19 protein-coding genes and 1 pseudogene are annotated in these 25879 nt (G+C 73.4%); 13 read left to right on the forward strand and 7 right to left on the reverse strand.

Features of this window, described 5'->3' with window-relative positions; genetic code table 11:
- The 5 genes from ACZ4A5_RS21420 to ACZ4A5_RS21440 all read right to left on the reverse strand — a co-directional run bounded on the left by ACZ4A5_RS21420 (position 1) and on the right by ACZ4A5_RS21440 (position 7433).
- Entirely contained in the window at positions 1-966 is a 966-nt protein-coding gene (locus tag ACZ4A5_RS21420; protein ID WP_467586231.1) for an HpcH/HpaI aldolase/citrate lyase family protein, read from the reverse strand.
- Positions 963-2975: a protein meaA gene (locus tag ACZ4A5_RS21425; RefSeq protein ID WP_467586234.1), complete on the reverse strand. Its 2013-nt coding sequence runs from the start codon at positions 2973-2975 to the stop codon at positions 963-965. The genes ACZ4A5_RS21420 and ACZ4A5_RS21425 overlap by 4 nt, the downstream gene beginning before the upstream one ends.
- Complete coding sequence (gene ccrA / locus ACZ4A5_RS21430) at positions 2975-4312, reverse strand: crotonyl-CoA carboxylase/reductase (protein WP_467586237.1); 1338 nt, start codon at positions 4310-4312, stop codon at positions 2975-2977. The genes ACZ4A5_RS21425 and ccrA overlap by 1 nt, the downstream gene beginning before the upstream one ends.
- 360 nt (positions 4313-4672) lie before the next feature.
- Complete coding sequence (locus ACZ4A5_RS21435; RefSeq protein WP_467586240.1) at positions 4673-5500, reverse strand: TetR family transcriptional regulator; 828 nt, start codon at positions 5498-5500, stop codon at positions 4673-4675.
- A gap of 100 nt (positions 5501-5600) precedes the next feature.
- The gene (locus tag ACZ4A5_RS21440) at positions 5601-7433 is read right to left on the reverse strand and encodes a 3-hydroxyacyl-CoA dehydrogenase family protein (protein WP_467586243.1); all 1833 of its coding nucleotides are present in this window, start codon (positions 7431-7433) and stop codon (positions 5601-5603) included.
- A 347-nt stretch (positions 7434-7780) separates the two neighbouring features.
- Here ACZ4A5_RS21440 and ACZ4A5_RS21445 point away from each other — a divergent pair, with 347 nt between their 5' ends.
- The 5 genes from ACZ4A5_RS21445 to ACZ4A5_RS21465 all read left to right on the forward strand — a co-directional run bounded on the left by ACZ4A5_RS21445 (position 7781) and on the right by ACZ4A5_RS21465 (position 15032).
- On the forward strand, positions 7781-8374 hold the full coding sequence (locus ACZ4A5_RS21445) for a HEAT repeat domain-containing protein (protein ID WP_398867576.1): 594 nt from the start codon (positions 7781-7783) through the stop codon (positions 8372-8374).
- Positions 8375-8487: 113 nt separating this feature from the next.
- On the forward strand, positions 8488-8931 hold the full coding sequence (locus tag ACZ4A5_RS21450) for an SRPBCC family protein (RefSeq protein WP_467586247.1): 444 nt from the start codon (positions 8488-8490) through the stop codon (positions 8929-8931).
- 326 nt (positions 8932-9257) lie between these two features.
- Complete coding sequence (locus ACZ4A5_RS21455) at positions 9258-11651, forward strand: MFS transporter (RefSeq protein ID WP_467586401.1); 2394 nt, start codon at positions 9258-9260, stop codon at positions 11649-11651.
- 148 nt (positions 11652-11799) lie between these two features.
- Entirely contained in the window at positions 11800-14211 is a 2412-nt protein-coding gene (locus ACZ4A5_RS21460) for an ATP-binding SpoIIE family protein phosphatase (RefSeq protein ID WP_467586250.1), read from the forward strand.
- Positions 14212-14309: 98 nt separating this feature from the next.
- Positions 14310-15032 carry a class I SAM-dependent methyltransferase gene (locus ACZ4A5_RS21465; protein WP_467586404.1) on the forward strand — a complete coding sequence of 241 codons (723 nt, stop codon included), beginning with the start codon at positions 14310-14312 and terminating at the stop codon, positions 15030-15032.
- Positions 15033-15306: 274 nt separating this feature from the next.
- Here the strand turns inward: ACZ4A5_RS21465 and ACZ4A5_RS21470 are convergent, their stop codons facing one another.
- The gene (locus ACZ4A5_RS21470; RefSeq protein WP_467586254.1) at positions 15307-16026 is read right to left on the reverse strand and encodes a hypothetical protein; all 720 of its coding nucleotides are present in this window, start codon (positions 16024-16026) and stop codon (positions 15307-15309) included.
- Positions 16027-16213: 187 nt separating this feature from the next.
- On the opposite strand from ACZ4A5_RS21470, the gene ACZ4A5_RS21475 reads away from it, so the two are divergent.
- Together ACZ4A5_RS21475 and ACZ4A5_RS21480 are read left to right on the forward strand one after the other, a co-directional pair.
- Entirely contained in the window at positions 16214-17821 is a 1608-nt protein-coding gene (locus ACZ4A5_RS21475) for a carboxylesterase/lipase family protein (RefSeq protein WP_467586257.1), read from the forward strand.
- Between the two features lie 119 nt (positions 17822-17940).
- A pseudogene (locus tag ACZ4A5_RS21480) lies at positions 17941-18226 on the forward strand (AraC family transcriptional regulator); the annotation flags it as partial.
- Here ACZ4A5_RS21480 and ACZ4A5_RS21485 read toward each other — a convergent pair.
- Positions 18216-18581, reverse strand: coding sequence for a hypothetical protein (locus ACZ4A5_RS21485; RefSeq protein ID WP_467586261.1), 366 nt, complete (start codon positions 18579-18581; stop codon positions 18216-18218). The pseudogene ACZ4A5_RS21480 and the gene ACZ4A5_RS21485 overlap by 11 nt on opposite strands.
- A 237-nt stretch (positions 18582-18818) precedes the next feature.
- Here ACZ4A5_RS21485 and ACZ4A5_RS21490 point away from each other — a divergent pair, with 237 nt between their 5' ends.
- The 6 genes from ACZ4A5_RS21490 (at position 18819) to ACZ4A5_RS21515 (ending at position 25839) form a co-directional block, all read left to right on the forward strand.
- Positions 18819-19652, forward strand: a complete 834-nt coding sequence (locus tag ACZ4A5_RS21490; protein WP_467586407.1) for a M55 family metallopeptidase — start codon at positions 18819-18821, stop codon at positions 19650-19652.
- Positions 19645-20994, forward strand: a complete 1350-nt coding sequence (locus tag ACZ4A5_RS21495) for a M20/M25/M40 family metallo-hydrolase (RefSeq protein WP_467586265.1) — start codon at positions 19645-19647, stop codon at positions 20992-20994. The genes ACZ4A5_RS21490 and ACZ4A5_RS21495 overlap by 8 nt, the downstream gene beginning before the upstream one ends.
- Before the next feature lie 66 nt (positions 20995-21060).
- Entirely contained in the window at positions 21061-23046 is a 1986-nt protein-coding gene (locus ACZ4A5_RS21500; RefSeq protein WP_467586269.1) for a S9 family peptidase, read from the forward strand.
- A 169-nt stretch (positions 23047-23215) separates the two neighbouring features.
- Positions 23216-23995 (forward strand): 2,3-dihydro-2,3-dihydroxybenzoate dehydrogenase, encoded by a 780-nt coding sequence (locus ACZ4A5_RS21505; protein WP_467586272.1) that lies wholly within the window; start codon positions 23216-23218, stop codon positions 23993-23995.
- A 102-nt stretch (positions 23996-24097) separates the two neighbouring features.
- Positions 24098-25348, forward strand: a complete 1251-nt coding sequence (gene dhbC, locus ACZ4A5_RS21510) for an isochorismate synthase DhbC (RefSeq protein WP_467586410.1) — start codon at positions 24098-24100, stop codon at positions 25346-25348.
- Positions 25348-25839 (forward strand): hypothetical protein, encoded by a 492-nt coding sequence (locus ACZ4A5_RS21515; protein WP_467586274.1) that lies wholly within the window; start codon positions 25348-25350, stop codon positions 25837-25839. The genes dhbC and ACZ4A5_RS21515 overlap by 1 nt, the downstream gene beginning before the upstream one ends.
- The last annotated feature ends 40 nt before the right edge of the window (positions 25840-25879 follow it).

Consider the following 25879-nt stretch of genomic DNA (forward strand, 5'->3'; position numbering starts at 1 on the left):
TCAGGCCTCCGGGATCTCGAACTTGGAGGTACGGGTCATCCCGGCCGCGCGGCCCTTGCCGGCCACGACCAGCGCCATCTTCCGGCTGGCCTCGTCGATCATCTCGTCGCCGAGCATCGCCGAACCCTTCATGCCGCCCGCCTCGGAGGTGCAGTAGTCGTAGGCGTCCAGGATCAGCTCGGCGTGGTCGTAGTCCTCCTGCGACGGCGAGAAGATCTCGTTGGCGAGCCCCACCTGATCGGGGTGGAGCACCCACTTGCCGTCGAAGCCCAGCGCCGCCGCCCGGCCCGCCACCTCGCGGTAGCCGTCGGGGTTGCGGATCTGGAGGTAGGGGCCGTCGATGGCCTGGAGGTCGTTCGCGCGGGCCGCCATCAGGATGCGCATCAGGATGTAGTGATAGGCGTCGGCGCCGTAACCGGGCGGCTGGTGGCCGACCACGAGCGACTTCATGTTGATCGAGGCCATGAAGTCCGCCGGGCCGAAGATGATGGTCTCCAGGCGCGGCGACGCCTCGGCGATCGCGTCCACGTTGACCAGGCCCTTGGCGTTCTCGATCTGCGCCTCGATGCCGATGCGCCCGACCTCGAAGCCCATCGTCTTCTCGATCTGCGTCAGCAGCAGGTCCAGCGCCACGACCTGCTCGGCGTCCTGCACCTTCGGCAGCATGATGCAGTCGAGGTTGGGGCCGGCGCCCTCCACGACCGTGATGACGTCGCGGTACGTCCAGTGCGTCGTCCAGTCGTTGACCCGCACGACCCTGGTCTTGCCCGCCCAGTCGCCGTTGTTGAGCGCGTCGACGACGGTGTGCCGGGCGCCCTCCTTCGCCAGCGGGGCGCAGGCGTCCTCCAGGTCGAGGAAGACCTGGTCGGCGGGGAGGCCCTGGGCCTTCTCCAGGAAGCGCGGGTTGCTGCCCGGGACGGCGAGGCAGGAGCGGCGCGGCCGCAGACGGTTGAGGGGCGTTGTCATGCGGGGACCTCCAGAGGGTCGAGGTGGTTCGCTTTCCGGATCTCGTCGACGATACGGCCGATGATCTCCGTGATACCGAAATCCTTGGGAGTGAAGACTGCCGCGACACCCGCCGCCCGCAGGGCGGCGGCGTCCGCCGACGGGATGATGCCACCGACGATCACGGGGACGTCGTCGGCCCCCGCGCCCCGCAGCCGGGTCAGCACGTCGGGCACCAGCTCGGCGTGCGAGCCGGAGAGGATCGACAGGCCGACGCAGTGCACGTCCTCGGCCACGGCCGCCGAGACGATCTGCTCCGGGGTCAGCCGGATGCCCTGGTAGACCACCTCGAAGCCCGCGTCGCGGGCCCGTACGGCGATCTGCTCGGCGCCGTTGGAGTGGCCGTCCAGGCCGGGCTTGCCGACCAGCAGGCGCAGCTTGCCGCTGCCCAGGTCCTCGGCGGTCCTGGCGACCTTCGCGCGCACCGCCGCGAGCGGGGTGCCCGCCTCGGCGGTGACCGCCACGGGGGCGCTGCTCACGCCCGTGGGGGCGCGGAACTCGCCGAACACGTCGCGCAGCGCCCAGGCCCACTCGCCGGTCGTGACCCCGGCGCGCACGCACTCCAGCGTGGCCGCCATCAGGTTGTCCGTGCCCGCGGCCGTCTTCTTCAGGGCCGACAGGGACTCCTGGGCGCGGGCCTCGTCGCGGTTGTCGCGCCAGGCGTGCAGGGCCGCGACGACGCGGGCCTCGTTGGCCGGGTCGACCGTCATGATCGCGGTGTCGAGGTCGGCGGTGAGCGGGTTGGGCTCGGTGGACTCGAAGCAGTTGACGCCGACGATCTTCTCCTCGCCGGCCTCGATCCGGGCCCGCCGCTCGGCGTGCGAGGACACCAGCTCCGACTTGAGGTAGCCGGACTCGACGGCGGCCATCGCGCCGCCCATCTCCTCGATCCGGCCGATCTCCGTGAGGCACTCGGTGACCAGGGCGTCGACCTTGGCCTCGATGACGTGCGACCCGGCGAAGATGTCCTCGTACTCCAGCAGGTCGCTCTCGTGGGCCAGGACCTGCTGGATGCGCAGCGACCACTGCTGGTCCCAGGGCCGGGGCAGGCCCAGCGCCTCGTTCCAGGCGGGCAGCTGGACGGCGCGGGCGCGGGCGTCCTTGGAGAGGGTGACGGCCAGCATCTCCAGCACGATGCGCTGGACGTTGTTCTCCGGCTGCGCCTCCGTCAGGCCCAGGGAGTTGACCTGGACGCCGTAGCGGAAGCGGCGCTGCTTGGGGTCCTCGATGCCGTAGCGCTCGCGGGTGATCTTCTCCCAGATGCGGCCGAAGGCGCGCATCTTGCACATCTCCTCGATGAAGCGGACGCCCGCGTTCACGAAGAAGGAGATGCGGGCGACGACCTCGCCCTTGCGGTCCTCGGGGACCTGCCCGGAGGCGAACACCGCGTCGAGCACGGCGATCGCGGTGGACATCGCGTACGAGATCTCCTGGACCGGAGTGGCCCCCGCCTCCTGCAGGTGGTAGCTGCAGATGTTGATCGGGTTCCACTTCGGGATGTTGTTGACCGTGTACGTGATCATGTCGGTGGTCAGCCGCAGGCTGGGCCCCGGCGGGAAGACGTGCGTCCCGCGCGAGAGGTACTCCTTGACGATGTCGTTCTGCGTCGTCCCGGACAGCTTGGTGATGTCGGCGCCCTGCTCCTCCGCGACCACCTGATACATCGCCAGCAGCCACATGGCGGTGGCGTTGATGGTCATGGAGGTGTTCATCCGGTCCAGCGGGATCTCGTGGAACAGCCGCCGCATGTCGCCGAGATGGGCGACGGGCACCCCGACCCGGCCGACCTCGCCGCGGGCGAGGATGTGGTCGGAGTCGTAGCCGGTCTGCGTCGGCAGGTCGAAGGCGACCGACAGCCCGGTCTGGCCCTTGGCGAGGTTGCGCCGGTAGAGCTCGTTGGACGCCTCGGCCGTGGAGTGGCCGGCGTACGTCCGCATCAGCCAGGGGCGGTCCTTCTGACGTCCGGTCATCACACGTTCCTGAAGCGGTTGATCGCGTCGATGTGCTGCTCGCGCAGCTCGTGGTCGCGCACGCCCATGCCCGCCTCGGGGGCCAGCGCGAGCACGCCGACCTTGCCCTGGTGGAGGTTGCGGTGCACGTCGTACGCCGCCTGCCCGGTCTCGGCGAGGGTGTAGGTCTTCGACAGCGTCGGGTGGATCTTGCCCTTGGCCACGAGGCGGTTGGCCTCCCACGCCTCGCGGTAGTTGGCGAAGTGCGAGCCCACGATCGACTTGAGCGACATCCACAGATAGCGGTTGTCGTACTCGTGGCGGTAGCCGGAGGTGGAGGCGCAGGTGACGATCGTGCCGCCCTTGCGGGTGACGTAGACGCTGGCGCCGAAGGTCTCGCGGCCCGGGTGCTCGAAGACGATGTCGACGTCCTCGCCGCCGGTCAGCTCACGGATGCGCTTGCCCAGCCGCTTCCACTCGCGGGGGTCCTGGGTCTGCTCGTCCTTCCAGAACCGGTAGTCCTCCTCGGTGCGGTTGATGATCGCCTCGGCGCCCATCCGCCGGCAGATCTCGGCCTTCTGCTCGCTGGAGACCACACAGATCGGGGTGGCGCCGCCGGCCAGCGCGAACTGGGTGGCGTAGGAGCCGAGTCCGCCGCTCGCGCCCCAGATCAGGACGTTGTCGCCCTGCTTCATCCCGGCGCCGTTGCGGGAGACCAGCTGCCGGTAGGCGGTGGAGTTGACCAGGCCGGGGGCCGCGGCCTCCTCCCAGGTCAGGTGCTTGGCCTTGGGCATCAGCTGGTTGGACTTCACCAGCGCGATCTCGGCCAGGCCGCCGAAGTTGGTCTCGAAGCCCCAGATCCGCTGCTCGGGGTCGAGCATGGTGTCGTTGTGGCCGTCCGCGGACTCCAGCTCGACCGACAGGCAGTGCGCGACGACCTCGTCGCCCGGCCGCCAGGCGTTCACCCCGGGGCCGGTGCGCAGCACCACGCCCGCCAGGTCGGAGCCGATGACGTGGTACGGCAGGTCGTGCCGCTTGGCGAGCGGCGACAGCTTGCCGTAGCGCTCCAGGAAGGCGAAGGTCGAGACCGGCTCGAAGATCGAGGTCCAGACGGAGTTGTAGTTCACCGAGCTGGCCATCACGGCCACCAGGGCCTCGCCGGGGCCGAGTTCGGGCAGCGGGACGTCCTCGACGTGCAGCGACTTGCGAGGGTCCTTCTCCCGGCTGCTGAGGCCGGCGAACATCTCCGCCTCGTCCTTGTGCACGGTCACCGCGCGGTAGGACTCGGGGAGGGGCAGCGCGGCGAAGTCCTCGGCCGAGCTGTCCGGAGCGAGTATCGCGTCCAAAATGTGGTTCATCTGTTGAGCCTCCGGCGAAGCGCGTCGTGGAACGGGCTTGAGGGAACGTCGGGGGTGGTGCAGAAGGCGGTGCCGTCGGTTCGGCGGGTGGTGCGGCGGCGCTGGTGGCGCGGGGGCCTGTGACGCAGGCGTCCGGGCGCACAGGAGTGCTTGTGGGGACAGCCGGCGCACGACGGTTTTCGTCTGCGCGCCGGCCGCCCGGACACCCACAAGGTAGTGGCACCGCGTGCCAGGGGACAAGACACCGAGTGCCAACAATTTCTCTCAGATGTCATCCGGAAGGCACGTATGAGCAAGGAAGGGCGGCCACCCTGCCCGGGTGGCCGCCCTGAATGTCCTGAACTATCGGGTTATGGAGGGTCAGTTCTTCTTGAGTGCCTTCTCGATGGCGCGCATGACCTCCTCCAGCGGCGCGTCCGTGCGGGCCACCGTGACCAGCACCTCGCCCTCGGTCCGCGCCGTGGCGGCCGGGGCGCTCTGAGCGGAGCGGCCCGCTCCGATGCCGGTGCCGAAGGTCTCCCGCACGATGGCGAAGGCGTGGTCGAGCTGGGTCTCCACATCGCCCTCGCCGCCGCCGCGCAGCCAGCGCCGCAGCACGTGGTTGTGCGCGGTGACCACCGCCGAGGCGGCGACCTCGGCGAGCAACGGGTCGTCGTCGCCCACGTGGTGGGCGCTCTCGTCGAAGTGGCCCAGGAGATAGCGGGTGAACAGCCGCTCGTAGCGGGCGACCGAGGCGATCTCGCGCTCGCGCAGGGCCGGCACCTCGCGGGTGAGGCGATAGCGCTCCACGGAGACCGCGGGGGAGGTCGCGTACATCCGCATGACCTCCTTGATCCCCCGGCAGACGGTGTCCAGCGGGTTCTCGTGGGAGGGGGCGGCGTCGAGCACGCCCGCCGCCCGCACGAGCGTGTCGTCGTGGTCGGGGAAGATCGCCTCTTCCTTGGAGCGGAAGTGGCGGAAGAAGGTCCGCCGCGCCACCCCGGCCGCGGCGGCGATCTCGTCGACGGTCGTCGCCTCGTAACCCTTGGTCGCGAACAACTCCATCGCGGCCGCGGCGAGTTTGCGGCGCATGGTGAGCCGCTGGGCCGCCGCGCGGCGGCTGCCCGCGCTCTCGGCGGCGGTACGCGGCTCTCGGGGTGCGTCGGCGGACGGACGCGGGGTGCGGACGGCCTTGGCGGGCTGGGGCATGTGGGGAACGTAACACGCGTCCGTATGGGCGTGCCGGGGCGGACCGGCAGCCGGTTCGAGCAGTCCGCCCCACCCCACGCCGTCGCACCGCACCGGGCGGTCAGCGCCGGGCGTACTCACGGAAGCCGCGCCCTGTCTTGCGGCCCAGGCACCCCGCCGCGACCAGGTGCTCCAGCAGCGGTGCCGGCGCGAGCCCCGGATCGCGGAACTCGCGGTGCAGGACCTTCTCGATGGCCAGCGACACATCGAGGCCGACCACGTCCAGGAGCTCGAAGGGGCCCATCGGATAGCCGCCGCCCAGCTTCATCGCGGCGTCGATGTCGTCGAGCGTCGCGTAGTGCTCCTGCACCATCTTGATCGCGTTGTTGAGGTACGGGAAGAGCAGCGCGTTGACGATGAAGCCCGCCCGGTCCCCGCAGTCCACCGGGTGCTTGCGGACGCGGGCGCACACCGCCCGGACGGTGGCGTGCACGTCGTCCCCGGTGAGGACCGTACGCACCACCTCCACCAGCTTCATCGCGGGCGCCGGGTTGAAGAAGTGCATCCCGACGACCTCCCGCGGGCGGCCGGTGGCGCGGGCGCAGGCGATCACCGGCAGCGACGAGGTGGTGGTGGCCAGGATCGCGCCCGGCTTGCAGACCTTGTCCAGCGCCGCGAAGAGCTGCTGCTTGACGGCCAGGTCCTCCGCCACCGCCTCGACGGCCAGGTCCACCTCCGCGAAGGCGTCCAGCGAGCCCGCCGGGGTGATCGCGGCCAGCGCGGCATCCCGTTCCGCCGGTGTCAGTCTGCCCTTCTCCACCGAGCGGGCCAGGGAGCCCGCGATCCGCGCCTTCGCCGCCTCGGCCTTCTCCGCCGTCCGGGCCGCGAGGACCACGGCGTAACCCGCCTTCGCGAAGACCTCCGCGATGCCGCTCGCCATCGTGCCCGAGCCCGCGACGCCCACGGCACGCACCTCGCGCACCTCGGCGCCGCCCTGCGCGACACTGCCCGGCGTCCGCTCGTCCGGCACGACGACCGCCGAGTCCGGCGCCTCGTACGTATAGAACCCGCGGCCGGACTTACGGCCGGTCAGCCCCGCCTCGGCGAGCTGGCCGAGGATCGGCGCGGGCGCGTGCAGCCGGTCGCGGGAGGCGGCGTACATCGCCTCCAGGACCGTGCGGGCGGTGTCGACGCCGATCAGGTCGAGCAGCGCGAGCGGGCCCATCGGCAGGCCGCAGCCCAGCCGCATCGCGGCGTCGATGTCCTCGCGGGTGGCGTAGCGCGACTCGTACATCGCGGCCGCCTGGTTGAGATAGCCGAACAGCAGCCCGTCGGCCACGAATCCGGGCCGGTCGCCGACCGCGACCGGCTCCTTGCCCAGCTCGCGGGCGAGCTCGGTGACGGCCGTGACGGCCGTGGGCGCGGTGAGCACCGAGGAGACGACCTCCACCAGCTTCATCGCCGGCGCCGGGTTGAAGAAGTGCAGGCCGAGAACGCGCTCGGGGCGGGCGGAGTCGGCGGCGAGCCGGGTCACGGACAGCGCGTTGGTGCCCGTCGCCAGGATGGTGCCGGGGCGCACGATCGCGTCGAGGGCGGTGAAGACCTCGTGCTTGAGGGCGTAGTCCTCCGGCACCACCTCGATCACCAGATCGGCGTCGGCGGCGGCCGTGAGCTCCTGGGAGGTGCGGAAGCGGGCCAGTGTGGCCCGCCGCTCCTCCTCGGTGATCCGCTCGCGCCGCACGGCGCGCGCGGTCGCGGCCTCCAGGGCGCGGACGGCGCGCGCGGCGGCCGCCTCGGAGACGTCGATGCCGACGACCTCGCGGCCGGCCTGGGCCAGCACTTCGGCGATGCCGGTGCCCATGGTGCCGAGACCGATCACGGCGACGGTGCGGAGGGCGGGGCCGGAGTGACCCGGCTGGGAGGGGACAGGCTCAGGGGTGGACATACGGTCCATCGCGAGACTCCAGAAGGTGTTCCCCGTGCGCGGGGATGCGTCGGTTGAGTGCCGGTCGGGTGCGCGGACCGTGGCGGCCCGCGACGGCCGTGGGATTTCCGGGTACGGGTAAGGAGCGCCCACGGAAAGGGAGTTGAGCTCACGGCCGGCCCTGTCCCGGGGCCGGGCCGTACCGATGTGTGCCGAACCGACGAACCGACATCACCTACGCGGCGGCTGCGTCACCAGGCCGCCCGAGCAGGGGTGCTGCTCTTGCCGGGAGATTAACTCAACGGTAACCAAGAGCACCAGGGGAAGGGCGCGCGACTTACGATGTGGTTCAGGCCACTCGGGGAGGAGAGCGGGCAATGGAAGAGGAATTTCGCGCCCTGCTGAAGCGGGTACGCGCCGAACTGGTCAGCCCCGCCGAGTTCGCGGCCTTCGAGCGCCTCCTCGCGCTCGTCCGCACCTCCCGCGACGGGCGCCGCGACGAACTCGCCGCCATCCTGGTGGCCCCCGAACGCCCGCTGTGGGCACGCGAGATCGCCGCCTTCGCGCTGGGCGCCGAGGGCGACCGGCGGGCCTTCGAGACCCTGGTGCTCCTCCTCAACTACCGCGAGCCCGTGCGGTGCGCCACCGCCGCCTTCGTCCTCGCCCGGCTCGGCGACCCCCGCACGGCCCGCGCGGCCGCCGCCCTCGCGACCAATCCCTTACGCACCGCCTACGCCCTGCACCCCGTCCGCCTGCTCACCGAGCTCCGCGCCCCGGAGTCCGTGCCCGCCCTGCTCGCCACCCTGGAGCGGCTGCTCGCCGCCCGGGACCACTGCTGGCCCATCGCCCGCGCCTGCGTCGAGGGCCTCGGCGTGCTGGGCGACCGCCGCGCGGAGGACGCCCTGGTGGCCGCCCAGGCCCACGACCGCCTCCGTGCGGCCGCGGGGGAGGCGCTCGGGCGCCTGGGGTGACCGCCGCGCTCCGGCGCCGTGGGCCGTGCCCGGTCACGAGGATTTGGGCGCCCGTCGCGTTGGTGGTTGGCTGACCTCCGCAGGGACAACGCACGACGTCCGGGAGGACAGCCATGGGCCAGGTCGAGGCCACCACGGAGCGGATCATCGCGGCGGACCCGGAGGAGGTGTTCGACGCGCTCGCCGACTACAGCGGCACCCGCGCCAAGCTGCTGCCCGAGCACTTCAGCGAGTACGAGGTGCGCAAGGGCGGCGACGGCGAGGGCACCCAGGTGCACTGGAAGCTCCAGGCCACCAGCAAGCGCGTGCGCGACTGCCTGCTGGACGTCACCGAGCCGACCACCGGGCAGCTGGTCGAGAAGGACCTCAACTCCTCGATGGTCACCACCTGGACCGTCACCCCCGCCGGCGAGGGCAAGGCCAAGGCGGTCGTCTCCACCGTGTGGAACGGCGCCGGCGGCATCGGCGGCTTCTTCGAGCGCACCTTCGCCCCCAAGGGCCTCGGCCGCATCTATGACGCCGTGCTCGCCAAGCTGGCCGCCGAGGTGGAGAAGTAGCCGCCGCGCAGCCGTGGCAGCAGGGGCCGCCGATCCCGAACCGGCCCTGGAACAAAGCGAGAACAGTCGGTGGAAGCCCGGACCGCAACGGTCCGGGCTTCACCGTTTCGGGTGGTTTCCCTAACCCTCCCACCGTGCCCTGTATGCCTCCGACCGGCGCGAAAGCCGCACAGGGGGCACTCTCCGGTCAATCACCGCGCTTGCTAGCCGTTGTTGCCAAATGCGAGAAAAGGGCGGCGATGCAGGCGCGATGAGGGGAGTCGTACGTGGGCGGGACCACATTCGGGACCACCTTGGTGCAGAGCGAGGGACCACCGTCCCCGGCCCTGCGGGACCAGGGCGGGGCCCTCGCGCACGGCGACGGCCCACCGCCCGCCCTCCCCGCGCCCGGCCCCCCGGCCCCCGCGCACCACGTGCCCCGGCCCGGCCCGGCCCGCGTCCGGGTCGTCTTCGTCGGCCTGATGCTCGCGCTCCTCCTCGCCGCGCTCGACCAGACCATCGTCGCCACCGCCCTCCCCAAGATCGTGGGGGAGCTGCACGGCCTCGACCGGATGTCCTGGGCCGTCACCGCCTATCTGCTGAGCTCCACGGCGGTCCTGCCGGTCTACGGCAAGCTCGGCGACCTCTGTGGGCGCAAGGGGGTCTTCCTCTTCGCGATCGTCGTCTTCGTCGCGGGCTCCGCGCTCGCCGGGCACGCCGCCACCATGAACCAGCTCATCGCCTTCCGCGTGCTGCAGGGCGTCGGCGGCGGCGGGCTGCTGATCGGCGTCCAGGCGATCATCGCCGACATCGTGCCGCCCCGGGAGCGCGGCCGCTTCATGGGTGTCATCGGCGCCGCCTTCGGCCTCGCCTCCGTCGCCGGGCCCCTGCTCGGCGGCTTCTTCACCGACCACGCCTCCTGGCGCTGGTGCTTCTACGTCAACATCCCCTTCGGCCTCCTCACCTTCCTCGTCGTCGCCGTGGGCCTCAAACTCCCGGTGCGCTTCCGCAGGGGCCGCTTCGACGTCCTCGGCGCGCTGCTGCTCATGGCCTTCTCGGCCTGCCTGGTGCTGCTGACCACCTGGGGCGGCACGGAATACGAGTGGCGCTCGCGCGTCATCCTCGGGCTCGCGGCGGGCGCCCTCGGCACCGCCCTGCTCTTCGTCGTGGTCGAGCACATCGTCACGGAACCGATCATTCCGCCGCATCTCTTCCGCGACCGGGTCTTCAACGTCTGCGGCATCGTCGGCGCGGCCATGGGCGTCGGCCTCTTCGGCGCCGCGAGCTATCTGCCCACCTTCCTCCAGATGGTCGACGAGGCGGACGCCACCGAGTCCGGGCTGCTGATGCTCCCGATGATGGGCGGGGTGGTGCTGTCCTCCCTCGTCACCGGCCAGCTCATCAGCCGCACCGGCCGCTGCAAGCCCTTCCCCGTCATCGGCGGCGCCGTCTCCGCGGTGGGCATGTACTACCTCTCCCACCTCGACACCCACACCCCACGGGCGGTCTACAGCCTCTGGATGGGCATCCTCGGCGTCGGCGTCGGGCTCGCCCTGCCCGTGCTCGTCCTCGCCGTGCAGAACTCCGTCCACCCCGCCGACCTCGGCACCGCCACCAGCGCCAACAACTACTTCCGGCAGATCGGCGGCTCGGTCGGCGCCGCCGTCTTCGGCACGCTCTTCGCCCGCCGCCTCGCCGACCGGCTGCACGCGGAACTGCCCCACCGCGCCGGGCTGCCCGCACCCGACTCGATCACCCCGCAGCTGGTGCGCGCCCTGCCCGAGGCGGTCCGCGACGGCTACGTACGGGCCTACGCCGACGCCATGCCGCGGATCTTCCTGTATCTCGTACCGGTGCTCGTCCTCGGTTTCCTGCTCGCCTTCCTGCTGAAAGAGAAACCCCTGGTGTCCCACAACGCCCCCGAAGCCCCCGTCATCCCCTCCGCGCGCGCCGAACCGTCGGACGGCCCGGCGCACTTCGTCGCGGGCATCCCCGTCACCGGCACCGTCCAGCACCCCGACGGCACCACGGTGCCGCGCGCCGCGCTCACGCTCATCGACGTCCGCGGCCAGCAGATCGGGCGCGGCGCGAGCGGGGAGGACGGGCGGTACGCGCTGAGCACGCCCGGCACCGGCTCGTACGTCCTCATCGCCGCCGCGAGCGGGCACCAGCCGCAGGCGGTCACCGTCACCATCGGTGAGCGGCCCATCGAGCTCGACGTGGTCCTCGGCGGCGCCGGCCGCCTCGCGGGCACCGTGCTCACCCCCGACGGCAATCCGGTGCGCGACGCGCTGGTGACCCTCACCAATGTGCACGGCGAGGTCGTCTCCACCACCCGCACCGGGCGCGAAGGCGGCTATGTGATCTCGGAGTTGGTCGCGGGGGAGTACACCCTCGCCGCCAGTGCCCCCGCCTTCCGCCCCGCGGCGCTGCCGGTGACGGTCCAGTCCTGCCGCGAGACCCGCCAGGACATCGAGCTGGCCGGCGGCGCGGTGCTGCGCGGCGTCGTCAGGGCGGGCGGCGGCCGGGCCGTGGAGGACGCGCGGGTGACGCTGCTGGACGCCGCGGGCAATGTGGTCGACTCGGCGGCCACCGGAGCGGACGGGGCGTTCCGCTTCGTGGACCTGTCCGCCGGCGAGTACACGGTCATCGCGGCGGGCTATCCCCCGGTGGCCACGGTCCTCCAGGTCGCGGGCGGCGGCCGCACGGAGCGGGACCTCCAGCTGGGCCACGCGGACTGAAGTCCGGGCCGGGGCGCCTTCGATCGCCGGCCGGGCGCGCGCCGCCCGCCCGGCGATCCGGCGTGTCGGTTCCGCCGATTCCGCCCACGGGCCGGGCCCGGGCCCCTACGGTAGTAACGGTGGCGCAAACCATAAGGAGCATCCGCCCATGCACCATGGCACGCCCGTCCCCGGACGGATCCCGCTCGCGGTGGTCGTCGTGGGGTCAGCCGGCCTGGTGACCCACTGGAGCGCGGGCGCCCGCAGACTGTTCGGATACGACCGCGACGAGGCCGTCGGCGCCCTGGCCGCCGACCTCATGCCCATCGGCGGCGCCCTGTACGAGGACCCCGACGACGGCCACCGCGGCACCGGCCTCGACGTCTTGCTCGGCCGCGCGCCGGCCGACGGCGCCGCCGGTTACCCCAGCGCCGGACGGGCCCGCTCGCACTCCCCCGAGCGCGGGTCCGCCGAGGTGCTGTGGTGGGCCTATCCGCTCGCCGGGCCCGAGGAGCGGCTGCTGGTCCTCGCCGCCGACGCCGAGCCGCTCGGCTCCACCGCGCAGGACCAGGTGTTCCCCGGCTTCGCCCCGCACACCACGCTGCCCGACGGCGAGGGCCTCGCCGACCGGCTCCCCGACATCCTGCCCGCCATGGGCCCGGCCCTCAGCGGCCGCATCGTCTCCCAGGTACTCGAACTCGGCTATCCCGTGCTGGAGTTCAGCCACCACCAGCGGATCCCGGTCACCCCCGACTGGGGCACCCCGAAATACGCGGAGCGCGCGGCCCGGCAGGCCGGCCGCACCACCGCCACCGCCGCGCCGCCCGCGCACGCCCCGGGCGCCCCGGCGGACCCCGCCGACGCCCCGGACCTCGAATACGCGGCCGTACGGGAGCGGCTGGAGTTCCTCAACGAGGTCAGCGGCGCCATCGGCACCTCGCTCGACCTGGCCCGCACCATCCGCGAGGTCACCAGCGCCGCCGTGCCCCGCTTCACGGACTTCGCGGGCACGCACCTGCGCGCCGCCGTCCTCGCGGGCGAGGGCTTCCCCGACGGCCCGCCCGACGTCACCACCGTCTGGCACCGCGTCTGGGTCGAGCACAACGACGAGCCGGGCCGCTGGGACGACACCGTGCCCGTCGGCGAGGCGATCGCCTTCCCCGAGCACACCCCGTTCTTCCAGTGCATGGTCACCGGCGAGCCCGTGCTCATCCCGCGGATCGGCGAGGAGCTCGCCAACCGCATCTCCGGCCAGTTCGAGAAGCGGGACCTGCGGCCGCTCATCACCGGCAGGTCGATGCTGGTCGTGCCCCTCAAGGCGCGCAACGTGGTGCTCGGCTTCATGGTGCTGATGCGGCGCGACGGCCGCACCCCCTTCGACGACATGGACCGCACGACCGGCGCCGAACTCGCCGCGCGCGCCGGGCTCGTCCTCGACAACGCCCGCATGTACACCTACCAGGAGAACGTCGCCGACACGCTCCAGGACAGCATGCTCCCGCAGCTCGCCCCGCGCATGGCGGGCTGCGACACCGCCACCCGCTATCTGCCGGGCACCCGCCTCGGCCGGGTGGGCGGCGACTGGTTCGACAGCATCAAGCTGCCCGGCTCGCGCACCGCCCTCGTCGTCGGCGACGTCATGGGCCACGGCCTGAACTCCGCGGCCATGATGGGCCAGCTGCGCACCGCCGTACAGACCATGGCCGCCCTCGACCTGCCGCCCGAACAGCTGCTGCGCAATCTCGACGACCTCGCCCAGCGGCTCGGCGAGCACTATCTGGCCACCTGTCTCTACGCGGTCTACGACCCGGTCCGCTCGGAGCTGACGATCGCCAACGCCGGGCACATCCCGCCCGTGCTCGTCCGGGCCGCGGACGGCCGCAGCGTGCTGCTCGACCTGCCCACGGGCGCGCCCATAGGCGTCGGCGGGGTGGCCTTCGAGGCCGCGACCGTCCCCGTCGCGCCCGGCGACCGGCTGGTGCTGTGCACGGACGGGCTCGTGGAGGTCCGCGGCCAGGACATCGGCGCCGGGCTCGCCGCGCTCTGCGAGTCCGCCGCCCACCCCGCAGCGTCCATGGACGACGCCTGCGACACCATCATCCGCGCCCTCAACACCGGTGACGACGGCCGCAAGGACGACGTCGCCCTGCTGATGGCCCGGCTCAACGGCATCCCCGCCGAGCACACGGCCGCGTGGGAGCTGGAGTGTGCCCCCGCCGAGGTCCGCCGGGCCCGCCGGCTCGTGCGCGGTCAACTCGCCGAGTGGGGGCTCGAAGCGGCGGCCCCGACCGCCGAGATCCTGGTCAGCGAGCTCGTCACCAATGCCGTGCGGCACACCGGATCGCGCCGGCTGGGCCTGCGCCTGGTGCGGACTGACGTGCTGCTCTGCGAGGTCACCGACGAGGACCACGCGCTGCCCACGCTGCTGGGCCCTGCCCTCGGCGAGGAGTCCGGGCGCGGGCTCCGGGTGGTGAGCGGCCTCGCGCGCGAGTGGGGCGCGAGCCACACGGGCCGGGGCAAGGCGGTGTGGTTCGAGCAGTCGCTGGTGAACGCCGGCGGCCCCGGGTCGAACATCAGGTGAAAGTACGGGCACGGTAGCCACGGGGATCTTGCCCCGGCCGCCGGGCGGCGGTAGTCAAGATCATGACGTACCGTCATACCGGCTACCCGGGAGCGCATATGGGCACATCACAGCAGTACGCCGAGGCGTGGGAAGGCTTCTGGAGAGAGACCTCCGACGCGCCGGGCGACGCGATCTGGGACGCGGACCCCTCGCTGACGGCGGTCCCGCACCTGGAGTTGCTCGCCCCGCACGCCGACGCCGCCCTGCCGGTCGTCGACCTCGGCTGCGGAAACGGCACCCAGACCCGCTATCTCGCCACCCGCTTCCCGCGCGCCGTGGGCGTGGACATCTCGGCGGCGGCCGTCGAGCACGCGCGCCGCGCGGATACCGAGGGCGTCGCGGAGTTCGAGCAGCTCGACCTGACGGACACCGAGGCGGTGCGCGCGCTCCACGCGCGGATCGGGGACGCCAACGTCTATATGCGGGCGGTGATCCACCAGAGCCGCCCCGAGGACCGCCCGGCGGTCGCGCGGGCGGTCGCGGAGCTGACCGGCGCGCGCGGCCGCGCCTTCGTGGTCGAGCTCACCGAGGCGGCGAAGGACGTGCTGGCGGAGGCAGTCCTCCGCCCCGACCACCCGTCACCCAAGGGCAGCCGCGTCGTGAAACACGGCCTGCGCCCCGCGGAGGTGGCGGACGGCGAGGTTCCCGGACTGCTCCGGGGAGCGGGCCTCGCGATCCTCGCCGAGGGCGCGATCACGCTCGCGATGACGGAGTTCCGGGAGGACGGGACGCGGATCGCGCTGCCGGCGCGGTGGTTCGTGACGAGCCGCGAGGTGTGAGCGCTCTCCCCTGGGAGTCCACGGGCCATCGTGAAACCCCGCCCGGCCCGCGGCAGTTCGCCCCGATCGGCATTCCGGGCTGAACCGGTGCGAGCCGGGCGGGCGAAGCGAGATCTTCGTCAGGTTCTCAGCAGGCCGGGTGACGTCCACCGGGGTTCGGCGGCGCCCTGAAGGGGCGCGGGGAGGCGTCGGTGTGCGGCTCCGCCGCGTGGGCGCGACCGGTCACGACGGCACCGTGGACGGCAGACGGCACATCGCGCTTCCAGGGGAGCGCTCAGGCGGCATCCGGACTGTCGCCCGCCAGCAGGAGCTGCGGCACCTGCGTGAACGTCCATCCCGACCCCGACCGCACCAGCACCCACACCAGATCGAAGCGCGCGTCGGGCCAGTTTTTCGGCGGGGAGGGCCGCACCTCCCCGCCCAGCCCTTTGACGATCTCCGTTATGGCGTTGTGCTCCCACGAGACCAGGGTGCAGCCGTGCCGCCCGGCGAGCTCCTTCGCCAGCGCCTTCTCGTCACCCGTGCGGTACGTGACGTTCGTCCGCACCCCCAGCTTCGCCGCCACCGGCGCGACCGTCTCGCTCGGCCGCAGCCCCTTCGCCCCCGGGTGGGGGCCCGCGGCGTAGACGGCGTCCGGGCGCCGCAGGCCCTCGCGCACCTTCCCGCCCTCGGGGGCGAACAGCGTCACCAGCGCGCCCGCCCGCTGCCAGCCGCGCACGAGCAGGGCGTGGTCGTTCTGCTCACCGTCCTCGGTGATGCCGAAGGGCGGCTTCTTCCCGCTCTCCTTCGGCTTCTCGCCATGCCGGATGATCATGATCATGTCCGCTCCGGACCCGGAACCGGCCGCTCCGGCCGGGGAGTCGGACGACGCGGCCGCGGCCTTGCCGTCGCCCTTGCCGCAGGCGGCCGACAGCGACCCGGCCGCGGTCACCAGCCCGCCGAACGTGATCATCCGCAGCAGGGTGCGGCGGGGTGCCACCGGGGCGTTGTCCATGAGCGGGCTCCTTATGGGTGAGGGCGCGTCGGCTCCGTACGCGCCGCCAGGGTGACCTGTACCCCGGTTTCCCCCGGACAGGTGATGGTCCGCGGGAGCGCGTGAACCGATTCTGGACGAAGGCGGACGGGAGTCCGGCGCGGGGGTCCCCACGCGAGAGCGCGGCACGGCCGAGGGAGAAGATCTGGTGTTCCCGTGGAACAGCCGGCGGCGGGCCCGCCGCACCGTGGCCGCGGCCGTCGCGGCCCTGGCGCTCACCGCCGCGCTGAGCGCCCCCGCTGCGGGCACCGCCGCCCCGGCCGACTGCCGGGCGCGCACCTCGCTCGGCGCGGTGCGGGGCGCCGGGCGCGGCGGCGTGTGCGCCTATCTCGGCGTGCCGTACGCCGCGCCGCCCACCGGCGCCCGCCGCTTCCGGCCGCCCGAGCCGCCCGCCTCCTGGCAGGGCACCCTCCCGGCCGGCGAGGCGAAGCCACCGTGCCCCCAGGACCTCTCCGACGGCGACGGCAGCGGCGTCGAGGACTGCCTGCACGTCAACGTGTGGTCCTCCCGCGCACCCGGCGCCCACAAGCCCGTCATGGTCTTCCTGCACGGCGGGGAGGACATCTACGAATCCGCGAGCGACGCCCTGGACGACGGCGCCGCCCTCGCGGCGCGCGGTGACGCCGTCGTCGTCTCGGCCGACTACCGCCTGGGCATCCTCGGCTGGACGGAACTCGGCCGCCTGGACCGCTCGTACGCCGGATCCGGCAACAACGGCCTGCGGGACCAGGTCGCCGCGCTCTCCTGGGTGCACGACCACGTCCGCGACTTCGGCGGCGACCCGGGCGACGTCACCGTCTTCGGGCAGTCGGCCGGCGCCGTCTCCGTCGACGCGCTGCTCGCCGGGGACCGGCCGGAGCGCCTCTTCCGCCGCGCCATCGCCGAGAGCGGCCCGGCGAACGCCGTGCACACCGCCCACTCGGCCCGGGCGGCCGCCGAGCGCGTCTTCGGCCTCGGCGGCATCCGCGGGGTCGGCGATCTCAACGCCCTGTCCACCCGGCAGATCCTTGAGCTCCAGCGGAAGGTCCGGGCCGGCCTGCCGGGATTCGCCGGTGCCGTGTTCTTCGCGCCGTACATCGACGGCTCGCTGGTCCCCGGCCCCGTCGTCGACCGGATCACCGTGGGCAGCGCCCGCCACGTCGACGTCATGGCCGGCACCAACACCAACGAGACGGACTTCTGGGCGCTGTTCACCCCGGATCTGCTCAAGCTGCCGCTCCGCGCCTACCCCTCCTTCCCGCCCGTGCTCGCGGGCCGAAAACAGCGGATGTACGACGTCTACGCCGCGGACCGCCCAGGGCTCAGCGAGGGCCGGGTGGTGAACGCCATGCTCACCGACCAGCTGGAGCGGGTGCCCACGCTCCGGCTCGCCGAGGCCCAGTCCCGCTGGCGCCCCACCTATGTCTACCAATTCGACTGGCATGTCCCGTATGCGGAGGGCGTGCCGGACGCCCAGAACCTGGGCGCCATGCACCAGTTGGAGATGCCCTTCGTCTTCGGCAACCTCGACCTCGGGTGGGTGCCGCGCGGCCCCGCGACCGTCAGCGCCCAGCGGCCCGCGCTCACGCGCCTGTCGCACGCGATGACGGACGCCTGGGCGGCGTTCGCCCGCCGCGGCACCCCCGACTGGCGGCCGTACCGGACCACCGACCGGGCCACGCTGATCTGGAACCTTACGCCCCGCGTCGAACGCGCCCCGCTGGAGAAGGAGCGCGCCCTGTGGGACGACTACTCCTTCCCCCCACAGGACTCGTGAGCCGATCCGCCCGCTTGACCGGATCGTTCCGCATCGGGCCCCGAGCGTGCCTTGGGCGAGGGGCCGCGCGGCGCCCAGGATGAGGGCATGAACCTCCACCACGAGCCGGGCACCGGCAAACCTCCGCGGGGATCGCGAGCGGCATCGATCTCGCGCTGCACCTCGTGGCCGCCCGGCACGGGCCCGCCGCGGCCGCCCGCGTCGTCCGCTCCATGGTCGTCCACGCCCGCCGCAACGGCGACGAGCAGCAGGAGCTGCGCGTCGAGCGTGCCGAACACCTCATGGCCCAGCTCGACCGCGGAGGCGGCGGCCCGCGCGGTCGGCTTCCAGGACGCGCGGATGCTGCGCCGCCTCCGCGCCCGGCCGCCGGCGTCCGGGGCGGCCGCCGAGCCGGTCAGCTGGTGAATCTCACGCTGCGCGCGGCGACATTGCCGACCGCGGCACGCGGCGCGAGCGTGCCCAGCCGCCTGAAGCAGCGGTTGTCGGAGAAGTAGAAGGCCCGGCTGTTCGTCCCGTTGGTGATCTGACGGACCGTGGTGTGCTCGCCGGAGAGCAGCTCGACGCACTTGCCGGCGGGCGGGTTCTCGGTGCGCCGCCGCACCTTCTCGTGCAGGCAGACCGTGTCCGCCGCGCCGGTGCCCGGCTGGCACCGGTCGTACTCGACGGTCAGCGCGCCGTTCGCCGCCCGCGCGTCCGGGCAGAGCGCGGCGACGAGCAGCAGGACGGGCGCGACGGCGCCCAGGGCACGGCGGATACGCATGGGAAATCCCCTCACGAAGCGGTGGACTTGGTGCCCACCAGCTATCCACGCCACGCGGCCCGCGCGCGGGGATTCACTCGTCGGTGGGCGCTGCGCCGCGCCGCCGAACGCCCCTTCGCACAGGCGGCCTTGGCCCAGGCGGGCCGGGACCGGCGGCCGCCTCCCCGGCGGGCCACGGGAGAAATACCCGCTGACACCCGTGCGCCCCCCACCGCCCTGCGATAAGACTGTCGCATGGTGAAGATCCTGATCTCCGCGGACATGGAAGGCGCCACCGGTGTCACCTGGCCCGCCGACGTGCTGCCGGGCACCCCGCAGTGGGAGCGCTGCCGCCATCTGTTCACCTCCGACGTCAACGCCGCGATCCTGGGCTTCTTCGACGGCGGCGCCGACGAGGTGCTCGTCAACGAGGCCCACTGGAGCATGCGCAACCTCCTGCTGGAGAAGCTGGACGAGCGCGCCGAGATGCTCACCGGCAAGCACAAGTCGCTGAGCATGGTCGAGGGCGTGCAGCACGGCGACGTGGACGGGATCGCCTTCGTCGGCTATCACGCGGCCGCGGGCGCCGAGGGCGTCCTCGCGCACACCTATCTGGCCAATTCGCTCACGGGCGTATGGGTGGACGGCACGCGGGCCAGCGAGGGGTTGCTCAACTCTCTGGTCGTCGCGGAATACGGTGTGCCCGTGGTGCTGGTGACGGGCGACGACCGGACCTGTGAGGACGCCAAGGGCTATGCCCCGGCGGCCCGTTCCGTCGCCGTCAAGGACTATGTGTCGCGGTACGCGGCGGTGTGCCGCACCCCCGCGCGCACGGCCGCGCAGATCCGGGCCGCGGCGCGCGAGGCGCTGCCGCTCGCCGTGCGGCACGAACCGGCGCACGCCGGGCCCGTCAGCATGGAGCTGGAATTCGACGCCGAGCACCTCGCCGGGGCCGCCACGTGTGTGCCGGGCGTCGAGCAGAGCGGCGAGCGCCGGGTCGCCTACACCACGCCGACCATGTACGAGGGCATTCGCTGCTTCAAAGCGGTCACGACCGTCGTGTCGGCCGCCGTGGAGGAAGAATATGGCTGACACCCGGGCAGGCACCCGAGCGGAGCGGATCGACGGACAGGCGCTCGACGAGGCGGTGCGTTTCACCTCGGAGCTGATCCGTATCGACACCACCAACCGCGGCGGCGGGGACTGCCGGGAGCGCCCGGCCGCCGAGTACGTGGCCGAGCGGCTGGGCGAGGCGGGCCTGGAGCCCGTACTGCTGGAGAAGGAACCCGGCCGGACGAACGTCGTCGCCCGGATCTCCGGCACCGACCCGGGAGCGGACGCCCTGCTCGTCCACGGCCACCTGGACGTGGTGCCCGCGGAACCCGCCGAGTGGTCCGTGCACCCCTTCTCGGGCGAGGTGCGCGACGGCGTGGTGTGGGGCCGTGGCGCGATCGACATGAAGAACACGGACGCGATGGTCCTGGCGGTCGTCCGCGCGTGGGCGCGGGCCGGGGTACGGCCGCGCCGGGACATCGTGCTGGCCTTCACCGCCGACGAGGAGGACACCGGGATCGTCGGGTCGGAGTTCCTCGCGGGCGAGCACGCCGCCCTGTTCGAGGGCTGCACCCAGGCCATCGGGGAGTCCGGCGGCTACACCTTCCACGCCGGGCCGGGGCTGACGCTCTATCCGGTGGCGGCGGGGGAGCGGGGCACGGCCTGGCTCACGCTGACCGCGCGGGGCAGAGCCGGCCACGGCTCCAAGGTGAACACGGAGAACGCGGTCAGCGCGCTCGCCGCCGCCGTCGCCCGCATCGGCGACCACCAGTGGCCGCTGCGGCTCACCCCGACCGTACGGGCGGCGCTGACGGAGATCGCCGCGCTGCACGGCATCGACGCCGCCCTGGACAGCCCCGACTTCGACGTGGAGGGCCTGCTCGGCAAGCTCGGCCCGGCCGCCGCGCTGCTCGCCCCGACACTGCGCAACAGCGCCAACCCGACGATGCTGCACGCGGGCTACAAGGTCAACGTCATCCCCGGGGCGGCCGTCGGGCATGTGGACGGGCGGACGGTGCCGGGCGGTGAGGAGGAGTTCGTCGCCACCATGGACGAGCTCACGGGGCCGGAGGTGAGCTGGGACTTCTACCACCGCTACGACGCCCTGCAAGCCCCCGTCGACGTGCCGCTGTTCGAGCGGATGCGGGCGGCCGTCGAGCGCTTCGACCCCGACGGGCACGTGGTGCCGTTCTGCATGTCGGGCGGCACCGACGCCAAGCAGTTCGCCGCTCTGGGCATCGTCGGCTACGGCTTCGCGCCGGTCCGGCTGCCCGCCGGTTTCGACTACCAGGCGCTGTTCCACGGGGTCGACGAGCGGGTACCGGTCGACGGGCTGCACTTCGGGGTCCGGGTGCTCGACCACTTCCTCATGGACCTCTGAGCCACCTGTATTCCCGGGCGCCGCACTTCCCGGCGCCGACCCGACGGACAAGGAGATGTGACGGACATGGTGTCCACGGCGCCCTACGGAGCCTGGCGGTCCCCGATCGACGCCGGGCACGCGGCCCACGCCGGAGGCCGGCCCGATGCCGTGGGCACGGTCGGCGACGAGGTCTGGTGGGTGGAGCCGCGCCCGGCGGAGGGCGGCCGCCGCGCCCTGGTGCGGCGGCGGCCCGACGGCACCGAGTCGTCGGTGCTGGCGGAGCCGTGGAACGTGCGCAGCCGGGTCATGGAGTACGGCGGCGGCCCCTGGGCGGCGGTGCCCCGGGAGGAGGGCGGGCCGCTCGTGGTGTTCACGCACTTCGCCGACCAGCGGCTCTACGCCGTCGAGCCGGACGCGCCGGGCGGCGCGGCGCCCCGGCCGCTGACCCCGCTGTCCCCGGTCGGCGGGGGGCTGCGCTGGGCGGATCCCGTGCTGGTCCTCGAGCGCGGCGAAGTGTGGTGCGTGCTGGAGGAGTTCACGGGCGAGGCCCCCACCGACGTCCGCAGGGTGATCGCCGCCGTGCCGCTGGACGGTTCGGCCGCCGGTGACCGGTCCGCGGTCCGCGAACTCACCGACGACGCGCACCGCTTCGTGACCGGCCCGCGCCTCTCCCCGGACGGCGGGCGGGCGGCCTGGATCGCCTGGGACCACCCGCGGATGCCCTGGGACGGCAGCGAGCTGAAGACCGCCCGGATCGCCGACGGCGCTTTCACCAGGGTGCGGACGCTCCTGGGCGGGCCGCGGGAGTCCGTCGCCCAGGTGGAGTGGGCGCCGGACGGCTCCCTGATCGCCGCGACCGACCGCAGCGGCTGGTGGAACCTGCACCGGGTGGACGCGGACAGCGGACGGGGTGTCAATCTCTGCGCCCGCGAGGAGGAGTTCGCGGGCCCCCTGTGGCATACGCACCAGCGCTGGTTCGCGCCGTTGGCCGGCGGGCTGATCGCGGTGCTGCACGGCAGGGGCGCCGCGGTGCTCGGCATACTCGACCCGGCGACCGGTGAGGTCGCCGACGCGGCCGGGCCCTGGACGGAGTGGGCCCCGACGCTGGCGGTGAGCGGCACCCGCGTCGTCGGGGTGGCCGCGAGCGACCGCACCTCCTACGAGGTGGTGGAGCTCGACACCCGCACCGGCCGGGCCCGCGCGATCGGCGCCCGCCACACCGACGCCGTGGACCCCGCCTACTACCCCCGGCCGCGGGTCCGCACCTTCACCGGACCGGGCGGCCGGGAGATCCACGCCCACATCTACTCGCCGCACAGCCCCGACCACGCCGCGCCCGACGGGGAGCTGCCGCCGTTCGTGGTGTCGGCGCACGGGGGTCCCACCAGCCGCTCGCCGCTGGTGCTCGACCTGGAGATCGCCTATTTCACCTCGCGCGGCATCGGGGTCGCCGAGGTGAACTACGGCGGTTCGACCGGCTACGGCCGGGCCTACCGCGACCGGCTGCGCGAGGCGTGGGGCATGGTCGACGTGGAGGACTGCGCGGCCGTCGCCGAGGCGCTGGCCGAGGAGGGCACGGCCGACCGGGCCCGGCTGGCGATCCGCGGCGGCAGCGCGGGCGGCTGGACGGCGGCGGCGTCGCTCGTCTCCACCGGGCTCTACGCCTGCGGCACCATCGCGTATCCGGTGCTGGACCCGCTGACCTGGGCGGCGGACGGGACGCACGACTTCGAGTCCCGCTACGCGGAGTCGCTGGTGGGCTCGCCGGCGGAAGACCCCGACCGCTGTCGCGAGCGCTCGCCGCTGCACGGCGCGGCCCGGATCTCGGCGGCGTTCCTGCTGCTCCAGGGGCTGGAGGACCCCGTCTGCCCGCCCGCGCAGAGCGAGCGGTTCGTGGCGGCGATGGCCGGGCGGGGGGTCCCGCACGCGTACCTCACCTTCGAGGGGGAGGGGCACGGCTTCCGGCGCGCCGAGTCGATGGTGCGCGCGCTGCACGCGGAACTGTCCCTCTACGCGCAGACCTTCGGGGTCGAGGTGCCCGGCACGCCCGTGCTGGAACTCAGGAAGTGAGCCGGCGGCGAACTGTCACCAAAAGCGGCTCCCCCTCTGGGCAGAGGGGGATGGCGTCGGCGGACCCTGAGTCATCGCGGGCGCCACCGCGCCGGCCGGCGCTCTTCGGACCGAAACCGTCATGTAAGGTAAGCCTTACCTTACTTTGCGTGGGAATCGGGGAACCGTCGTGCAGCAGGCAGAACTCTCCGGCCGCGTAGCGCTGGTGACCGGCGCGGGCCAGGGCATAGGCGAGGCCGTGACGCGCGCTCTCGTGGCACAGGGAGCGCGCGTCGCGGCCCTCGACCGCGCCCCGGACGGCATCCGGCGCCTCGAAGCCGAGTTCGGCGCCGCCACCGTCACCGCCCACACCGCCGACGTCTGTGACAGCGCCGCCGTCGAAGCCGTCGTCGACGAGGCCGAGCGCACCATGGGTCCGCTCGCGATCCTGGTCAACGTCGCCGGCGTGCTCCGCGCCTCCCCCGTCGTCGGCATCACCGACGAGATCTGGGAGCGGACCTTCGCCGTCAACTCCACCGGCGTCTTCGTCGTCTCACGGGCCGTCGCCCGCCGGATGGCGGGACGCCGCGCCGGATGCATCGTCACCGTCGGCTCCAACGCCGCGGGCGTGCCGCGCACCGGCATGGCCGCGTACGCCGCCTCCAAGGCCGCCGCCACCATGTTCACCAAGTGCCTCGGCCTGGAGCTGGCCCGCAGCGGCGTCCGCTGCAACGTCGTCTCGCCCGGCTCCACCGACACCGCCATGCAGCGCGATCTGTGGACCGACGACGCGTCATCCCGGCGCGTCGTCGAGGGCGACCCCGAGAGCTACCGCGTCGGCATCCCGCTCGGCCGCGTCGCCGAGCCCGCCGACATCGCCGAGGCCGTCACCTTCCTGGTCTCCGACCGCGCCCGGCACATCACCATGCACGACCTCTACGTCGACGGCGGTGCCACGCTGGGGATTTGACGGTACGTCATGTCGGAGAGTGACCGGGGCCGCCGCGTCCACCGGCCCTCCTTCACGCCTCGCCCGGTGCGACCCACCGGAGGAACGGAGCCACAGGTGACCATGGTCCACCATGGCGCCGACCGGACGAGCGGGCCCGGCGCCCGCCCCGTCGGCCGCCTCACCGCGACACCCGGCGACCCCGGGCATGGGGCCGTCGGCGCGGCGACCTCGCTCCTCGGCGCCTACGCACCCGGCCGTACCCGCTTCTTCGCCTCCCCGGCCCGCACCCTGCTGGCCCACGGCGAACGCGCCAAGGTGCCGCACGGTGACGCGCCCCTCGCCCGGCGCGTCACCGAGACCCTCGACGCCCAGCTGCTCGCCGGTCACGAGGCGCCCGTCGTCGGCACCGTGCCCTTCGACCCCACCGCCCCCGCCGAACTCGCCGTCCCCGAGGCCGTCCGCTGGGCGCCCCCGCTCGCCGACGACCCGCTGATCGCCCTGCCCGCCGCCGCCCCGGCCGCCGCCCGCTGGGACATCAGACCCGTGCCCGGACCCGCCGCCTACGGCGCCGCCGTCGCCGAGGCCGTACGCCGCATGCGGCGCGGCGGCCTCGCCAAGGTCGTCCTCGCCCGCACCCTGGAGCTGCGCTGCGACCGCGAACTCGACCTCCCCGCCCTCCTCCAGCGGCTCGCCCGCCGCGACCTGGGCGGCTACACCTTCGCCGTGCCCTCCGGCCCCGGCCGCACCCTGCTCGGCGCCAGCCCCGAACTCCTCGTCGCCCGGCGCGGCACCACCGTCACCGCCAACCCGCTCGCCGGCTCCACGCCCCGCGGCCCCGACCTCGCCGAGGACGTCCGGCGGGCCGCCGCCCTCCTCCGGTCGGAGAAGGACCTGCACGAGCACTCCGTCGTCGTCGACGCCGTCCGCGACGCGCTCACCCCCTACTGCCGCACCCTCGACGTGCCCCGGCGCCCCACGCTCGTACGCACCGCCGCCATGTGGCACCTCTCCACGGCCATCGGCGGCGAACTCGCCGCACCCGCCGTCTCCGCACTGGAGCTGGCCTCGGCCCTGCACCCCACACCGGCCGTCTGCGGCACCCCCACCCGCACCGCCCGCGAGGTCATCGCGGAGCTGGAGCCCTTCGACCGGGGACACTTCACCGGCATGGTCGGCTGGGGCGACGCGAACGGCGACGGCGAATGGGTCGTCACCATCCGCTGTGCCGAGGCCGAGGAGCGCACCCTGCGGCTCTACGCGGGCGCGGGCGTCGTCGACGGCTCGACCCCGGAGGCCGAGACCGCTGAGACCTGCGCGAAGTTCCGTACGTTTCTTGACGCGGTCGGTGCGAACCATCAGGAGGGTGCCTGATGGGTGCTCGGCCGGTCACCGGCGACGGTCCCGGCTGCCGGGCCGACTGCTGCCGCGCTGGGGGGCATCGGCGCGGTGGGCCCTTCGGCCGGGTGCCGTGCGCAGTTGCCCGGCCCGGCGACCCCACCGACGCCACGCTGGGCATGCGACGCCGGGAGGACGGGCGCGCCGCCGGCTTTCTCGCCGAGGGCGTCCGCACGGGCGGCCGCGTCGTCTTCCAACTGCCCGGCACCGCCGAGCACTGCGAGGCCGTCCTCGCCCGCCCCGCCGCCATCGTCCCCATACCCGACGCCTGTCTCCTCCGGCGGGCGGGCGCCGCGCCGTTGAAGTCCTTCGCCGTCGAGAAGTCCGTGCGCGAGCGCGGTCCCGTGGCGTACAAGATCCCCGACCCGGGCGAGTCCGTCGGGCAGTTACGGCGGACCGGCATCGGCGCGGTCGGCGAGAAGGACCTCCGCGCGGCGGTCCCCGCGCCTCGCGCCGCCGCGGGCTGAGCCGCGCCGCCCCCACAATCTCCCGTACCCGAAAGGCCCC

This window comes from Streptomyces sp. NPDC025618, from assembly GCF_055558795.1.

What these genes read in the sequence shown, in the direction of transcription:
- ACZ4A5_RS21420 (WP_467586231.1), bottom strand. Translation starts at nt 966, where the DNA reads ATGACAACGCCCCTCAACCGTCTGCGGCCGCGCCGCTCCTGCCTCGCC.
- ACZ4A5_RS21425 (WP_467586234.1), bottom strand. Translation starts at nt 2,975, where the DNA reads ATGACCGGACGTCAGAAGGACCGCCCCTGGCTGATGCGGACGTACGCC.
- ccrA (WP_467586237.1), bottom strand. Translation starts at nt 4,312, where the DNA reads ATGAACCACATTTTGGACGCGATACTCGCTCCGGACAGCTCGGCCGAG.
- ACZ4A5_RS21435 (WP_467586240.1), bottom strand. Translation starts at nt 5,500, where the DNA reads ATGCCCCAGCCCGCCAAGGCCGTCCGCACCCCGCGTCCGTCCGCCGAC.
- ACZ4A5_RS21440 (WP_467586243.1), bottom strand. Translation starts at nt 7,433, where the DNA reads ATGGACCGTATGTCCACCCCTGAGCCTGTCCCCTCCCAGCCGGGTCAC.
- ACZ4A5_RS21445 (WP_398867576.1), top strand. Translation starts at nt 7,781, where the DNA reads ATGGAAGAGGAATTTCGCGCCCTGCTGAAGCGGGTACGCGCCGAACTG.
- ACZ4A5_RS21450 (WP_467586247.1), top strand. Translation starts at nt 8,488, where the DNA reads ATGGGCCAGGTCGAGGCCACCACGGAGCGGATCATCGCGGCGGACCCG.
- ACZ4A5_RS21460 (WP_467586250.1), top strand. Translation starts at nt 11,800, where the DNA reads ATGCACCATGGCACGCCCGTCCCCGGACGGATCCCGCTCGCGGTGGTC.
- ACZ4A5_RS21465 (WP_467586404.1), top strand. Translation starts at nt 14,310, where the DNA reads ATGGGCACATCACAGCAGTACGCCGAGGCGTGGGAAGGCTTCTGGAGA.
- ACZ4A5_RS21470 (WP_467586254.1), bottom strand. Translation starts at nt 16,026, where the DNA reads ATGGACAACGCCCCGGTGGCACCCCGCCGCACCCTGCTGCGGATGATC.
- ACZ4A5_RS21485 (WP_467586261.1), bottom strand. Translation starts at nt 18,581, where the DNA reads ATGCGTATCCGCCGTGCCCTGGGCGCCGTCGCGCCCGTCCTGCTGCTC.
- ACZ4A5_RS21495 (WP_467586265.1), top strand. Translation starts at nt 19,645, where the DNA reads ATGGCTGACACCCGGGCAGGCACCCGAGCGGAGCGGATCGACGGACAG.
- ACZ4A5_RS21500 (WP_467586269.1), top strand. Translation starts at nt 21,061, where the DNA reads ATGGTGTCCACGGCGCCCTACGGAGCCTGGCGGTCCCCGATCGACGCC.
- dhbC (WP_467586410.1), top strand. Translation starts at nt 24,098, where the DNA reads ATGGTCCACCATGGCGCCGACCGGACGAGCGGGCCCGGCGCCCGCCCC.
- ACZ4A5_RS21515 (WP_467586274.1), top strand. Translation starts at nt 25,348, where the DNA reads ATGGGTGCTCGGCCGGTCACCGGCGACGGTCCCGGCTGCCGGGCCGAC.